Genomic DNA, 14,582 nt, shown 5'->3' with positions numbered 1-14,582 from the left:
AAAACCGGCATTCTATCCTGTTCGGCAAATGTGCCGATTGAGCAATCATGGACACCACACTCGATCCCCGCTGGCATAACGCCCTCAGCCACAGCCGCTATCTGGCCAACCAGCTGCAGGCCCATCCCGAGATGATTCCGGAATTGGCCGCCAGCTGGCTCCAGCCGCTCTCCGAAGACCTGCTGCTGGCCCCGCTGAAGGTCGCCTTTGCCGACGACGAGGCGGTCAAGTCGGCGCTGCGCCGGCTGCGTCACCGGGCGATGGCCCATATCGCACTGCGCGACCTGTGCGGCCTGGCGCCGCTCGACGAAGTGGTCGAGAGCATGACCCTGCTCGCCGACATCACGACCAATTTTGCGCTCGATTACCACCACCGCCAGCTCGCCCTCACCTACGGCGAGCCGCTCGACCGGGCCGGCCAGCCGCAACGCCTGCTGATCATCGGCATGGGCAAGCTGGGCGGCCGCGAACTGAACGTCTCGTCGGACGTCGATTACATCTTCATCTACCCGGAAGAAGGCGACACCAACGGCAAGAAGAGCATCGAGAACTACGATTTCTTCACCCGCCTCGGCAAGCGGGTGATTTCGGCGCTCGGCGACCTGACCGCCGACGGCCAGGTTTTCCGCGTCGACATGCGGCTGCGGCCGAATGGCGACTCCGGCCCGCTGGTTTGCTCGCTCGACGCGTTGGAAAATTATTTCGTCACCCAGGGCCGCGAGTGGGAACGCTACGCCTGGATCAAGTCGCGGGTCATGAATACCGGCCCGAATGCCGACGGGGCGGCGCTCGGCGAATGGATGACGGCGCTGCGCCGGATCTCGCGGCCTTTCGTCTTCCGTAAATACCTCGATTTCGGGGCGATCAACGCGATGCGCGACCTGCACGCCCAGATCCGCCGCGAAGTGGCGCGCAAGGACATGGCCGACCACGTCAAGCTCGGCCCGGGCGGCATTCGCGAAATCGAGTTCATCGCCCAGGTCTTCCAGCTGATTCGCGGCGGCCGCGACACCACGCTGCAGATTCGCCCGACCCTTTCGGTACTCAAGCTGCTCGTCGAACGCCAATTGCTGCCGGCCGAAAGCGAACAGGAGCTGCACGCCGCCTACGTTTTCCTGCGCCGCCTCGAACACCGGCTGCAATACGTCGAAGACAAGCAGACCCACATGCTGCCGGTGGACGACGCCGGCCGGGCGATCATCGCCCGCAGCATGGATTTTCCCGACTGGGCCGCGATGCTGGCGGTGCTCAACGGCCATCGGGAAAAGGTCGCCCGGCACTTCGAACAGATTTTTTCGGACCCGGAAGCCGGCGAGCATCCGCTGACCGGATTGTGGCTGAGTCAGCTCGAAGAAGAGACGGCCATCGAAGCCTTCGGCAACCTCGGCTTTCGCCAACCGCGGGAAGCCATCCGGCGCCTGGCCGAATTGCGCGCCTCGAACCGCTACCAGCAACTGCCGAGCACCAACCGCTCACGGCTCGACGCTGTCGGCCCGCGTCTGATCGAAGCGGCCGGGGCGACCAGCGCACCGGACCTGACGCTGGTCCGCGGCCTGACCTTCCTCGAATGCATCGCCCGCCGCGGCTCCTACCTGGCGCTGCTGCAACAGTACCCGATGGCACTGCGCCGCGTCGCCGACGTGATCTGCGCCTCGAACTGGGCGGCCGACTACCTGAACCACTACCCGCTGCTGCTCGACGAGCTGCTCGACCCGCGCCTCTACGAAATCGCCACCAACTGGGCCGGCTTCCGCGATGAGCTGAAGCGCAACCTGGCTGACCACGCCGGCGACACCGAGCGCGAAATGGACATCCTGCGCGAAGTGCACCACGCCCAGGTGTTCCGGCTGCTGGCCCAGGATCTGGCCGGCCTGCAGACCATCGAAACGCTCTCCGACCACCTCACCGAACTGGCCGACACCATCGTCCAGGAGACCTTGCCGCTGTGCTGGAGCACGATCAAGAAACGCCACTGCGCGGTGCCGAAATTCGCCGTCATCGGTTACGGCAAAATGGGCGGCAAGGAACTCGGCTACGCCTCCGACCTCGATCTGGTCTACCTGTTCGACGACGATTCGCAGGAAGCGGCGGAAAATTACACCCGCCTCGGCCAGCGCCTGAACACCTGGCTGTCGAGCCAGACCTCGGCCGGCATCCTGTTCGAAACCGACCTCCGCCTGCGGCCGAATGGCGACTCCGGCCTGCTCGCGGTATCGGTCGATTCCTTCCGCGACTACCAGCTGAAAAACGCCTGGGTCTGGGAACACCAGGCGCTCACCCGGGCCCGCTTCTGCGCCGGCGATCCGGCGGTCGGTGCCCGTTTCGAGGCAATCCGCTGCGAAATCCTGCGCCAGCCGCGCGATCTTGCGACGCTGCGGGACGAAGTCGTCGCCATGCGCAAGAAGATGGTCGATGCCCATGCCTCGAACAGCGAGACCGAGTTCGACCTGAAGCACGATCGCGGCGGCATCGTCGATGTCGAGTTCATCGTGCAGTACCTGATACTCGCGTTTGCCAACCAGCACGCCAGCCTGACCGGCAATCTCGGCAACATCGCGCTACTCCGGATGGCCGGCGAACTCGGCCTGATCGAGCCGCAACTCGGCCAGGCGGCCGGCAACGCCTATCGCGAATACCGCCGCCTGCAACACGCCAAGCGCCTGACGGCGACGCCGAAGGCGCTGGTCCCGCGCGATGCTATCGAAAAGCACATCGGCGCGGTCAGCGCGCTGTGGCAGGCGGTTTTCGGCAGCTGAGCCGGACGGCCAGGGCCCGTCCTCCGCAAGAAAAAAGCCGCATCGAGCGGCTTTTTTTACGGTTTGCGGAAATCCTTACTTCTTCAGCGAATCGCGGATTTCGCGCAGCAGCAGCACGTCTTCCGGCGTCTCCGGGGCGGCCGGTTCGGCGGCCGGGGCAGCCGGACGCAAACGGTTCATCTGCTTGATCATGATGAAGATGATGAAGGCGAGAATGACGAAATTGACCAGGATGGTCAGAAAGGAACCGTAGGCGAAGACCGGAATGCCGGCCTTCTTGATCTCGGCCAGCGCGACCAGCTTGTTCGGGTTGTCGCCAAGCACGACAAAAAGGTTGGAAAAATCGAGATTGCCGATGACCCGGCCAACCAGCGGCATGATCAGGTCGCCGACGATGGAATCGACGATCTTGCCGAAGGCCCCGCCGATGATGACGCCGACCGCCAGATCCATCGCGTTGCCCTTGACGGCGAATTCCTTGAATTCCTGCAGCATGCTCATGACCACTCCTTTATCCATGACTGTTGATTGGGCTAATTATTCGCACCGGGCGGCGCCAGCGTCAAGCTGAGATTGACCGCTCACGCCGGCCCGGCAAAAGCCTTGTTCAGACGCTCGGCGGCCGCCAGCAGCGTTTCCTCCTTTTTGGCGAAGCAGAAACGGACCACCTGGTCATCCCGCCCGTCGGCATAGAACACCGATACCGGGATCACCGCGACGCCGACCTCACGCGCCATCCATTCGGCAAAGGCACGATCCGGCAAGGCGGAAAGCCCGGCGTAGCTGGCCAGCTGGAAATAGGTACCGCGGCAGGGCAACAGCGTGAACGGGGTTTTTTCCAGCAGGCGGCGGAAGAAATCGCGTTTTTCCTGATAGAAGGCGGCCAGTCCGAGATGGCGCGAGGCATCCTGCATGTACTCGGCGATCGCCAGTTGCGACGGCCCATGCACCGTGAACACATTGAACTGGTGCACCTTGCGGAACTCCGCCATCAACACCGCCGGACCGACCACGTAGCCGATCTTCCAGCCGGTGATGTGATAGGTCTTGCCGAAGCTGGAAACGACGATGCTGCGCCCCGCCAGTTCGGCATGGCCGGACAGGCTGAGGTGCGCCGCGCCATCGAAGACGATGTGTTCGTAAACCTCGTCGGAAAGGATCACGATGTCGGTGCCGCGAACCAGCGCCGCCAACTGCTCGAGATCGGCCGCGGTGAGCAGGCTGCCGGTCGGATTGTGCGGCGAGTTGACGATGATCATCCGCGTTCGCGGCGTGATCAGTTGCGCCACCTGCGCCCAGTCCGGCGCGTAATCCGGGAACTTGAGCTGGGCATAGACCGCCGTGCCGCCGACCGTTTCGATGGCCGGCACGTAACAGTCGTACACCGGCTCGAAGACGATGACCTCGTCGCCCGGCCGGACGAAGGCGGCGATGGCGGTGAAGATGGCCTGGGTCGCGCCGGCCGTCACCGTCACTTCCGACTCGACATCGAAACGCGTCCCGTACAGCGCCGCGACCTTGTCTACGATGGCCTGGCGCAACTCCGGCACGCCCGCCATCGGCGGATACTGGTTGCGCCCGGCGCACATGTGGCGATGCACCGCATCGAACAGCACCGGTTCGGCCTGAAAGTCCGGAAAGCCTTGCGACAGGTTGACCGCGCCACATTCGGCCGCCAGCCGCGACATCACGGTGAAGATCGTGGTGCCCATGGCCGGGAATTTCGAATGCACTGCAAGCTGCTGATTTTCGATCATGGAAGAGACGCCATCAAATAAGGGGTGGGATTACGCCCGGTATTGTTGAAGAAGCCCGGCCATTGATCAAGCAAAACCGCCGCTAGGCCGGCACAGCGGATGACCGGCCCAGCCCTGCTGGGCGATGATTTTCAGCCGATATCCTGCTACCCTGTGGAGTACCCGAAAGCACCATCCGGAGCAGCATGAACAGGTTTCTTCTCGATCGTCGCTACTGGCTCGTCCCGCTAGCCTTGTGGAGCGCGATCGTGCTGGCCTCGCTGGCCTGGAACCTGTTCGTGATCCAGCGCCAGGTGCTCGAACTCAGTACCAGCCAGGGTCGCGAGGTGTTCCACATGATGGACGCGATGCGCCTGTGGAATGCCCGGCATGGCGGCGTTTACGCCAGAGTGACCGAGGACAACCCGGCCAACCCCTATCTCGACGTTCCCGACCGGGACGTGGTCACCCGCGACGGCGTCCGCCTGACGCTGCTCAACCCGGCCTACATGACGCGCCAGGTGACGGAGACCGTCCGCGAACTGACCGGCGTCCAGATCCATATGACCAGCCTCAAGCCGATCAATCCCGGCAACCTGGCCGATCCCTGGGAAACGGCGGTGCTGCGCGACTTCGAGCGCGGCGTCCGGGAACGCGCCGAACTGATCGAGCAGCAGGGACGGACTTTCGTCCGCTTCATGGCACCGCTCGTCACCCGGCAGGCCTGTCTCGGCTGCCATGCCAAACAAGGCTACCGGATCGGCGACATCCGCGGCGGCATCAGCGTCACCTTCGATACCACTCCGTTCGCCGAGCCGCTGCGTCACCAGAAACGCAATTCCCTGCTGGTCCATCTGGTCGGCTGGGCGCTGTTTGCCGCCCTCACGCTGTTTGCCCTGAGCCGCTCGCGCCAGCAGGTCCTCGCCCTGGACCGGGCGAAGAGCGAGCAGGAGGCCCTGGTCGAGCAGCGGACCGGCGAATTGCTCCGCGAAGTGGTCGAGCGCCGGCAGGCGGAAACCCGCTTGCGGCTGCTGGTCGATGCCTCCGGCAACGGCATTTTCGGGCTGGCCGCCAATGGCGAATGCACCTTCATCAACCCGGTGGCCCTGCGCCTGCTTGGCCATGAGCGGGCCGACACCCTGCTCGGCCGGCCGATCCTCGACCTGATCACGCCGGACGCGGCGCGCGATCAGGGCCTGCACGACGCCTTGCGGCTCGGGCAGCGCCTGCACAGCGACGACTGCCTTTTCCAACGGGCCGACGGCACCGCCTTCCATGTCGAAATTCGTCTCGACCCGATCGACGACGAGGGGCCGATCGGCGCCGTGGTCAACTTCGCCGACATCACGCTGCGCAAGGCGGCCGAAGCCAACATCTGGCATCAGGCCAATTACGACCCGCTGACCGGGCTGGCCAACCGCCGCCTGCTCAGCCACCGGCTCGAACAGATGATCTCCGAGGCCCGGCGTTGCCGGGAAATCATCGCCCTGCTTTTCGTCGATCTCGACGGATTCAAGGCGATCAACGATGCATTCGGCCACGAAGCCGGCGACTATCTGCTGCAGCAGACCGCCCAGCGGCTGCAGGCCGGGATTCGCGAAAGCGATCTGGCCGGCCGCCTGGCCGGCGACGAATTCCTGATCGTCCTGCGCCACCTGGCGAGCCAGGAACACGCCGGCGCAGTGGCCGGCAAGCTGGTCGACGCGCTGGCCCTTCCCTGCCATTTCCGCGGCCACGAATTGCAGGTTTCAGCCAGTATCGGCATCGGCCTTTACCCGGATGACGCGAACAACGCCAACGAGCTGGTCAAGAACGCCGATCTGGCGATGTACCGGGCCAAGGAGGGCGGCAAAAACACCTACCGCTACTACGCCGGCGGCCGTTACGGGGCGAGCTGGTCTCCGGCAAGCTGAGAACGGCCGACAAAAACGCGTAACATTGGCGCCGTCGCTCCCCCGAAAACCTTCAACCCAGGCATCGCCCACCGGCCAGCACCGCTCCTGGCAGCGAGCCGCGAACATTTCCCCCGGTTAACTCATGAACATCGACGGCATTCCGACCCGCACCCTGCGCGCCCATCCCGAACGAGGCGCCATCGACATCATCGACCAGACCCGGCTGCCGCACGCCCTGCACTGGCTGCGCGTCGCCACGCTGGCCGAGGCGGCGCACGCCATCCGCGCCATGCAGGTGCGAGGTGCCCCGCTGATCGGCGCCACAGCGGCCTACGGCCTGGCCATCGGGCTGGGCGAAAAGGCAGACGACGCCGGGCTGCAAGAGGCTTTCGACACGCTGTGGGCGACCCGGCCGACGGCGGTCAACCTGCACTGGGCGCTGGCCCGCATGCACGGCCTGCTCGCCCCGCTGGCGCCGGCCGAACGCGGCGCCGCCGCCTGGCGGGAAGCGGCGGCGATCGCCGAGGAAGACGTTGCACAGAACCTGGCCATCGGCCAGCACGGCCTCGGCCTGCTTCGCCAGATTGCCCGGCGGCAGAGCAGCGCACTGAACATCATGACGCATTGCAACGCCGGCTGGCTGGCCACCGTCGACTGGGGGACCGCGCTGTCGCCGGTCTATGTCGCCCACGACGCCGGGCTGCCGGTGCATGTCTGGGTGTCGGAAACCCGGCCGCGCAACCAGGGGCTGCTGACCGCCTGGGAGCTGGCCCAGCACGGCGTACCGCACACCGTCATCGCCGACAACGCGGCCGGGCTGCTGCTGCGCCAGGGCCGGATCGATGCGGTGATCGTCGGCGCCGACCGCATCGCCGCCAACGGCGACGTCGCCAACAAGGTCGGCACCTACCTGAAAGCCCTGGCCTGCGCCGACAACGACGTTCCCTTCTACGTCGCCGCGCCGCGCTCGACGCTCGACTTCGACCTGCCGGAAGGCCGGCACATCAAGATCGAGGAACGCGATGGCGACGAATTCCGCCTGGTGCACGGGCTCGACGCGCGCGGCGTGCCCTCGGCCCTGCACCAGTTGCCGGCCGGCGAAGCGGTCGCCAACCCGGCCTTCGACGTGACGCCGGCCCGCCTGGTCACCGCCATCATCACCGAGCGCGGTGTCTGTCCGGCCAGCCGCGACGGCCTGCTCGCGCTCTACCCGGAAGAAAGCCATGGCTGACCGGCGCGCCGAACTGATCGCCACCGCCCGGGCCATGCAGCCGGCCGGCCTCAATCGCGGCACGGCCGGCAACGTCAGCGTGCGCCACGAGCAAGGCTTTTACATCACCCCGACCGGCATGCCCTATGCCGCGCTTGAAGCCGACGACATCCCGCTGATGGCGCTCGATGGCAGCCATCAGGGCCGGCGCAAGCCGTCCTCGGAATGGCGCTTCCATCGCGACCTCTATACCGGCCGGCCGGAAATCGGCGCCGTGCTGCACGCCCATTCGCCATTCGCCGTCAGCCTGGCCTGCCTGCGCTACGACATTCCGCCCTTTCATTACATGATTGCCCGCTTTGGCGGCGACAGCATCCGCTGTGCCGACTACGCGATTTTCGGCTCGGCCGAGCTCTCCGCCGCTGCACTGGCCGCCATGCGCGACCGCCGCGGCTGCCTGCTGGCCAATCACGGCCTGCTCGTCGCCGGCCGCGATCTGGCCGAGGCCCTGGCCCTCGCCGTCGAACTGGAAGAACTCTGTGAGCAATACTGGCGCGCCTGCCAGCTCGGCCAGCCGGTGCTGCTCTCGGCCAACGAGATGGCGGCCGTTCTGGAAAAATTCGCCGGCTACGGACAACAATGAACGCCAAGCACCACGACCTCTCGCGCTGGATCCACCCGCACCAGTTCTCGACCGGCAACCCGGCGGCCGAACGCGGCACCCGGCTGGTGCTGTGGATCACCCTGGCGACGATGCTGATCGAGATCGTCGCCGGCCTGACCTTCAACTCGATGGCGCTGCTCGCCGACGGCTGGCACATGAGTTCGCACGCACTGGCCATCGGCCTGTCGGCTTTTGCCTATGCCGCCGCCCGCCGCTATGCCAGCGACCCGAGCTTTGCTTTCGGCACCTGGAAGATCGAAGTGCTGGCCGGCTACACCAGCGCCATTTTCCTGCTCGGCGTCGCCGGCATGATGATCTTCGGCTCGCTGGAACGGCTGTGGGCGCCGCAACCGATTCATTTCCCGGAAGCCATCACCGTCGCCGTGCTCGGCCTCGCGGTCAATCTCGTCTGCGCCCTGATCCTCGGGCAAGCCCACGGACATGGCGGACATCAGCACGGGCATGGCGACGATCACGACCACCACCATCACGACGACCTCAACCTGAAGTCGGCCTACATCCACGTCATCACCGATGCCGCCACCTCGCTGCTCGCCATCGCCGCCCTGGCCGGCGGCTGGCTCTATGGCTGGAATTGGCTCGATCCGGCGAGCGGCCTGGTCGGCGCCGTGCTGGTCGGACTGTGGGCGAGGAACCTGCTCAGGCAAAGCGGCCGGGTGCTGCTCGACCGCGAAATGGATCATCCGGTGGTCGCCGAAATCCGTGAGGTGATCGAACAGTTGCCGGCGGCCGGCGACACCCGCCTGACCGACCTGCACGTCTGGCGCGTCGGCACCGGCGCCTATGCCTGCGCGCTCAGCCTGCTGACCCATGACGGCCAACTGACCCCGCAGCAAATTCGCGAGGCCCTCACCGTGCATCAGGAAATCGTCCATCTGACCATCGAAATCCACCGCTGCGATGAATGCGCCTGAGCGCCTGAGGCCGATGGAAACCAAGGCCCCTCTGGGCGGATCGCGCTAGACTCGACAGCCCATGAAAGCCCCATCAACGCGTCCCCAGATTTTCCTGCTGCTGGCCCTCTGCCTCGCCGCCATCTGGATTTCGACGGCGGCCGAACTGAGCCGCAGCAAGAAAAGCGTGCTGCGCGAAGCGGAATCGTCGCTGCTCCTCCAGTCGCAGGCCTTTGCCGAACATAGCCAGTCGACCATCAAGCGCCTCGACGAATTGCTGCTCGACCTGCGCGATTCCTGGCATGGCGATGCCGCCGCCTTTGCCGAACTGGTCAGGCGCCGGCAGGGCATCCTGGCGGATATCGCCATACAGATCGGCATCATCGGCCCCGATGGCATGCTGATCTTCTCCAATCTTCAGCCGATAACCACGCCGATCGACCTCTCCCAGCGCGAACATTTCCGCGTCCATCGCCAGGCTGGCGAGAGCGACCGCCTGTTCATCAGCAAGCCCCTGCTCGGCAAGGTCTCGGGCAAATGGTCGATCCAGTTCACCCGGCCGATCCTGCGCCAGGGGAAGTTCGCCGGGGTCATCGTCGTCTCGGCCAGCCCGGAAGTGTTTTCCGGCTTTCGCGGCTATCTCGAACTCAGCCCGGAAGGGATCGCCACGGTTGCCCGCGACGGGGCGATCCTGGCCCGCCTGCCGGATGGCGAGCCGTACTACGGCAAAACGCTGACCGGAGCGGCCTTTGACCGCCCGGACGCCGGGGGCGCCGGGGCCTTCGTCAAACGCGCCCAGACCGATGGCGTCGAGCGCCTCTACGGCTATTACAAGCTGCCGGAATACCGGATGATCTTCATGCTCGGCGAAAGGCTCGAGACATTGTTCCTGCCGCATGTCGCCCACCGCAACCAGGTGCTGATCACGGCCTCGCTCGTCAGCCTGATGGTCCTGCTGCTCATCGGCCTGGTCTTGCGCTCGCTGCAGGCCCGGGATACGGCAACCCAGGCCTTGTGGGCGAGCGAGGAGCGTTACCGCCAGTTCTTCCAGGTCAATACCGCGATCAAGCTGGTGATCGACCCGCAAAGCGGCCTGATTACCGATGCCAACCAGGCCGCCTTCGACTTCTACGGCTACCCCCGCGACACCCTGCTCGGCATGCCGTTCGCGCGGATCGACGGCCGCTCGGCGGAAGCCTTGGGGCTGGCAGCGAAGAGCGCCGACAGCGAACATCGCCGCTACGACAATTCCCGTCACCATCTGGCCTCCGGCGAAATTCGCGATGTCGAGGTGTATTCCGGCCCGGGCGAAATTGACGGCCGGCCGATGCTGTATTCGATCATTCACGACATCACCGAACGCAAGCGGCTGGAGGCGGAGAGCCGTCTGCTCAGCGCCGCCGTCACGCAAAGCAATGCGGCCATTATGATGACCGATGCGGCCGGCAATATCTCCTTCGTCAACGATGCCTTCGAACGGACGACCGGCTACCCCCGGGCCGAGGTGATCGGCCTGACCCCCCGCCTGCTGCAGTCGGGAAGGACGCCGCAGGCGGTTTACCAGGAACTCTGGCAAACCATCATTGCAGGCCGGACCTGGCGCGGCGAGATCTACAACCGCAAGAAAAGCGGCGAGTTGTACTGGGAAATGACCACCATTTCGCCGGTCGCCGATGCGGCGGGAACGATCACCCACTTCATCGCGGTCAAGGAAGACATCAGCTTGCGCAAGCAGCACGAAAGCGAACTGCTGACCGCCAAACAAGCCGCCGAAGCGGCCAATCTGGCGAAGAGCCAGTTCCTTGCGACGATGTCGCATGAGATCCGCACGCCGCTCAACGGCATTCTCGGGATGGCCCAGATTCTGCTGATGCCCGGCCTGGAGCCCGACGAGAAACAGGAGGCGGCGCGGACCATTCTCAATTCCGGGCAGACGCTGCTGACCCTGCTCAATGACATTCTCGACCTTTCGAAGATCGAAGCCGGCAAGCTGGAACTGGCCCGCAAGGCCTTCGCGCCGACCCGTCTGATCAGCGATACGGCAACCCTTTTCCAGGAAAGCGCGAGAGCCCGCGGCCTCGCCCTGGAAACCAGCTGGCCGGGCAACCCCGATCAGCGCTACTGGGGCGATCCGATCCGCATCCGCCAGATGCTCTCGAATCTGGTCAGCAACGCCATCAAATTTACCGAAAAGGGTTTCCTGCGCATCGAGGGCGAGGAAAGAACCGGCCGCGACGGACAGGTGGTTCTGGTGTTCACGGTGATCGACTCGGGCATCGGCATCGGCCCCGAGCAGCAGGCGAATCTCTTCCAGCCCTTCTCCCAGGTCGACAGTTCGAACACCCGCAAATTTTCCGGCACCGGCCTCGGACTTTCGATCGTCCGGCGGATCGCCGAACAGATGGGCGGCGCGACCGGTGTCACCAGCGAAATCGGCCGCGGCTCGCGTTTCTGGTTTGAAATTCCGGCCGAGCGCGTCGCCGATAATGAGGACAGCCGCCAGAGCGAACGCCAACCGGCCAGCCTCCCGCTCGGCGAAAAGACACCGAAGTCGGCGCTGATCGTCGAAGACAACGGGATCAACCGCCTGGTCATCCAATCCATCCTGAACAAGAACGGGATTGCCACCGTCTGCGTCGAGGATGGGGAACAGGCCGTGCGGGCCATTACCGGCGATGGCCTGACCCCGGATATCGTCCTGATGGACTGCCAGATGCCGGTCATGGACGGCTTTGCGGCGACGCGCCAGATTCGTCAGTGGGAACAGGCGAACAACCGCCCGCCCCTCTACATCATCGCCCTCAGCGCCGCCACCTACGAAGAAGATCGCCAGCGCTGCAGCGCCGCCGGGATGGACGATTTCGTCGCCAAACCGATCGATGTCAAGGCCTTGCTGGCGACGCTCGGCAGACTCGCCCGACGCTAGCCCATCAGCTTCGTTCGCGCCGCTCGCGTTCGAGTTTGTCGATGTAGCGCTGGATGCGATTCTCGGCGGCCGGCGGCAGGTCGTTGAAGCGCAGGCCGACATGCCACTGCTGGCCGCCGGAACGGCTTTTGCGCTCGCTCAGGTTGCAGATCGTGGCGCTGCAAAACAGCTCCTGCGTTTCTTCCGGCAGGGCAAAATGGCAATTCGGCAGAACCATGCCGATCGTCAGATCCTCCGGCAACTCGCTCGCCGAAAGACCGATGCCGGTCACTGAAATGTCGTGAGTCGGCAGGTTGAGCAGTTTGCCGTCCGGCAACCGGCCGAAGAATTGCAGCGGCCGGGTGAGCGGCGTCTGGGCGCGAAACGATTCGCGGCGCTGCAGCCGGACGAGGAATTTCGGCAACGGGGCGGCGAAAGCCGCGGCCCGCTCATGGACGACCTCGACTGCGGCGCCGGTCGAGAACTGGACATGGATGCCACCAGGCCGGCCGATAAAGACATTGTCCTTGCTCTGCAGCAGGCGACGATTGGTTTCCGGGCTGCCGCTGCAATCAAAAATCAGCTGGCCCTTTTCCGGCAGCACGGCAAGCAGCTTGGTCGGGAAAAAATCCCCCTCCAGTTGCACCGTGAAGGAATCGCCATCGCGGACGAAACCGGCCAGCATGAAGGCCACCGGCCGGGCACCGGTAACATGGTAGCGCTCCTCGATTTCCGCTTCGGATAACAGGGCGATCTGAGTCATCGGGTTTCCAGTACACGTAACAGTGAAGCCGTATCGTCGCGGCCCCAGTCTTGCGCCATCAGCGCATTCAGTTGTTGGCCGACGGCCGCGGTCAACGGCATGGCCACCCCGCTGGCGCGGGCCGCTTCGAGCACCAGGCCAAAATCCTTGTGATGCAGCCGGGCTTCGACCCCGGCCGAGAAATCGCGGCGGACCATGCGTTCGCCCATCACCTCAAGCACCCGCGAGGCCGCCGAGCCGCCGGCCAGGGCCTGTTTCACCTTGGCGCAATCGACGCCGGAAGCGGCCGCCAGGCGCATTGCCTCGGCCACCGCTTCGATGGCGGCGACCATGACCATCTGGTTGCAGGCCTTGGCAACCTGGCCGGCCCCGTTCGGGCCGACATGGACGATGCGCCGGCCCAGGCACTCGAGCAGCGGCCGGACCTTTTCCAGCACGCCGGCATCGCCGCCGACCATGATCGCCAGCGTCGCGTCGATGGCGCCCTGGGCGCCGCCGGAAACCGGGGCGTCGAGCATGGCGATGCCCTTTGCCGCGAGTTGGGCGGATATCTGCCGGGCGGCGTCGGGCGCGATGGTCGAGCAATCGATCAGCACCGAGCCGGGCGCCATGCCTTCGCTTAGGCCGTCGGCACCGAGGGCGAGAGCGGCGACATCGGCGCTCGAGGTAACCATCGTGAACACCACCGCGCAGCGCCGCCCGAGTTCCGCCGGCGTCGCGCAGGTGATCGCCGGCAAGCCGTCGGCCGCAGCCGGGCGACGCGCCCAGACCATAAGTTCATGCCCGGCCCGCTGCAGATGCAGCGCCATCGGGCGCCCCATCACGCCGAGTCCGATGAAACCGATCTTCATGCCTGGCCTGAGAGCTTTTCCAGCAATTTGAGCACGGCGATCGAATCCTCTTCGCCCAACCCGGAACCGACCATGGCGTTGAACATCTGGGCCGTCGCGGCCGAGCCCGGCAGACAGAGGCCGAGTTCGTGCGCCGTCTGCATGACGATGTTCAGATCCTTCTCATGCATCCAGCTTTTGAAACCCGGCTTGAAATTGCGGTCGAGCATGCGCTGGCCGTGGTTTTCGAGAATCTTGGAAGAAGCGAAACCGCCGAGCAGCGCTTCGCGCACCTTGCCGCAATCGACGCCGTTCTTGGCAGCAAAGGCATAGGCCTCGGCAACCGCCAGCACGCCCATGCCGGTGACGATCTGGTTGGCCGCCTTGGTCACCTGCCCGGCGCCGCTGGCCCCGACATGGACGATGTTCTTGCCCAGGCACTCGAAGGCCGGCAAGGCCCTGGCAAAGGCGGCAGACGAACCGCCGGCCATGATCGACAGGGTGCCGGCAATGGCCCCGACTTCGCCGCCGGAAACCGGGGCGTCGAGAAAATCGACCCCGGCGGCGGCCAGTTCCTCACCGATCCGCCGGGCGGCGGCCGGTGCGATGGTACTCATGTCGACGGCGACCAGCCCCGCTTCGGCACCGCCGGCAACGCCGCGCATCACCTCGGCGACATCCGGCGCATCGGCCACCATGGAAATCACCAGTTCCTGGCCGCGGGCGGCATCGGCCGGCCCGGTCGCGGCTTTCGCCCCGGCTTCGAGCAGCGGTTGCATCGATGCGGCGCGCCGTGCCCAGACGGTCACCGAATGACCGCCCTTGAGGAGATTGAGGGCCATCGGGCGCCCCATGATGCCTAAGCCGAGAAATCCGATTTTCATACTGAACTCCGAGTCAGGGATGGCC

General features: G+C 65.3%; 11 protein-coding genes. 6 read left to right on the top strand and 5 right to left on the bottom strand.

From position 1 onward, the window contains the following. Positions 1–47 precede the first annotated feature (47 nt). Entirely contained in the window at positions 48–2,756 is a 2,709-nt protein-coding gene (gene glnE / locus KI611_RS05520; protein WP_226418825.1) for a bifunctional [glutamate--ammonia ligase]-adenylyl-L-tyrosine phosphorylase/[glutamate--ammonia-ligase] adenylyltransferase, read from the top strand. A gap of 75 nt (positions 2,757–2,831) precedes the next feature. Here the strand turns inward: glnE and mscL are convergent, their stop codons facing one another. Together mscL and KI611_RS05510 are read right to left on the bottom strand one after the other, a co-directional pair. Beyond that, on the bottom strand, positions 2,832–3,257 hold the full coding sequence (mscL, locus tag KI611_RS05515; protein ID WP_226418824.1) for a large conductance mechanosensitive channel protein MscL: 426 nt from the start codon (positions 3,255–3,257) through the stop codon (positions 2,832–2,834). An 80-nt stretch (positions 3,258–3,337) separates the two neighbouring features. Beyond that, positions 3,338–4,513, bottom strand: a complete 1,176-nt coding sequence (locus tag KI611_RS05510; RefSeq protein ID WP_226418823.1) for a pyridoxal phosphate-dependent aminotransferase — start codon at positions 4,511–4,513, stop codon at positions 3,338–3,340. Between the two features lie 185 nt (positions 4,514–4,698). Between KI611_RS05510 and KI611_RS05505 the strand changes: the two genes are divergently transcribed. From KI611_RS05505 to KI611_RS05485, 5 genes are all read left to right on the top strand, one after another. Continuing rightward, a complete protein-coding gene (locus KI611_RS05505; RefSeq protein WP_226418822.1) occupies positions 4,699–6,405 on the top strand; it encodes a diguanylate cyclase domain-containing protein in 1,707 nt (568 codons plus the stop codon). A 124-nt stretch (positions 6,406–6,529) separates the two neighbouring features. Further along, positions 6,530–7,618, top strand: coding sequence for an S-methyl-5-thioribose-1-phosphate isomerase (mtnA, locus tag KI611_RS05500; RefSeq protein WP_226418821.1), 1,089 nt, complete (start codon positions 6,530–6,532; stop codon positions 7,616–7,618). Further along, entirely contained in the window at positions 7,611–8,240 is a 630-nt protein-coding gene (locus KI611_RS05495; RefSeq protein ID WP_226418820.1) for a class II aldolase/adducin family protein, read from the top strand. Before mtnA ends, KI611_RS05495 begins: the two co-directional genes overlap by 8 nt. Continuing rightward, positions 8,237–9,196, top strand: a complete 960-nt coding sequence (gene dmeF, locus KI611_RS05490; protein WP_226418819.1) for a CDF family Co(II)/Ni(II) efflux transporter DmeF — start codon at positions 8,237–8,239, stop codon at positions 9,194–9,196. Before KI611_RS05495 ends, dmeF begins: the two co-directional genes overlap by 4 nt. A 61-nt stretch (positions 9,197–9,257) precedes the next feature. Beyond that, on the top strand, positions 9,258–12,101 hold the full coding sequence (locus KI611_RS05485) for a PAS domain S-box protein (RefSeq protein ID WP_226418818.1): 2,844 nt from the start codon (positions 9,258–9,260) through the stop codon (positions 12,099–12,101). 4 nt (positions 12,102–12,105) lie between these two features. Here the strand turns inward: KI611_RS05485 and KI611_RS05480 are convergent, their stop codons facing one another. Genes KI611_RS05480 through KI611_RS05470 form a run of 3 tightly spaced genes read right to left on the bottom strand, consistent with a single transcriptional unit; the run spans position 12,106 to position 14,557 of the window. After that, entirely contained in the window at positions 12,106–12,843 is a 738-nt protein-coding gene (locus KI611_RS05480; RefSeq protein WP_226418817.1) for a flagellar brake protein, read from the bottom strand. Further along, entirely contained in the window at positions 12,840–13,694 is an 855-nt protein-coding gene (locus KI611_RS05475; RefSeq protein ID WP_226418816.1) for an NAD(P)-dependent oxidoreductase, read from the bottom strand. Before KI611_RS05475 ends, KI611_RS05480 begins: the two co-directional genes overlap by 4 nt. Next, positions 13,691–14,557, bottom strand: a complete 867-nt coding sequence (locus KI611_RS05470; protein ID WP_226418815.1) for an NAD(P)-dependent oxidoreductase — start codon at positions 14,555–14,557, stop codon at positions 13,691–13,693. Before KI611_RS05470 ends, KI611_RS05475 begins: the two co-directional genes overlap by 4 nt. Positions 14,558–14,582: the final 25 nt, after the last annotated feature.

The sequence above is a fragment of the Dechloromonas denitrificans genome, from assembly GCF_020510685.1.
Lineage (GTDB): Bacteria > Pseudomonadota > Gammaproteobacteria > Burkholderiales > Rhodocyclaceae > Azonexus > Azonexus denitrificans_A.
Note: the sequence above shows the minus strand (reverse complement) of the source record. Positions and strands in the feature narration are given on the sequence as shown.

What these genes read in the sequence shown, in the direction of transcription:
- glnE (WP_226418825.1), top strand. Translation starts at nt 48, where the DNA reads ATGGACACCACACTCGATCCCCGCTGGCATAACGCCCTCAGCCACAGC.
- mscL (WP_226418824.1), bottom strand. Translation starts at nt 3,257, where the DNA reads ATGAGCATGCTGCAGGAATTCAAGGAATTCGCCGTCAAGGGCAACGCG.
- KI611_RS05510 (WP_226418823.1), bottom strand. Translation starts at nt 4,513, where the DNA reads ATGATCGAAAATCAGCAGCTTGCAGTGCATTCGAAATTCCCGGCCATG.
- KI611_RS05505 (WP_226418822.1), top strand. Translation starts at nt 4,699, where the DNA reads ATGAACAGGTTTCTTCTCGATCGTCGCTACTGGCTCGTCCCGCTAGCC.
- mtnA (WP_226418821.1), top strand. Translation starts at nt 6,530, where the DNA reads ATGAACATCGACGGCATTCCGACCCGCACCCTGCGCGCCCATCCCGAA.
- KI611_RS05495 (WP_226418820.1), top strand. Translation starts at nt 7,611, where the DNA reads ATGGCTGACCGGCGCGCCGAACTGATCGCCACCGCCCGGGCCATGCAG.
- dmeF (WP_226418819.1), top strand. Translation starts at nt 8,237, where the DNA reads ATGAACGCCAAGCACCACGACCTCTCGCGCTGGATCCACCCGCACCAG.
- KI611_RS05485 (WP_226418818.1), top strand. Translation starts at nt 9,258, where the DNA reads ATGAAAGCCCCATCAACGCGTCCCCAGATTTTCCTGCTGCTGGCCCTC.
- KI611_RS05480 (WP_226418817.1), bottom strand. Translation starts at nt 12,843, where the DNA reads ATGACTCAGATCGCCCTGTTATCCGAAGCGGAAATCGAGGAGCGCTAC.
- KI611_RS05475 (WP_226418816.1), bottom strand. Translation starts at nt 13,694, where the DNA reads ATGAAGATCGGTTTCATCGGACTCGGCGTGATGGGGCGCCCGATGGCG.
- KI611_RS05470 (WP_226418815.1), bottom strand. Translation starts at nt 14,557, where the DNA reads ATGAAAATCGGATTTCTCGGCTTAGGCATCATGGGGCGCCCGATGGCC.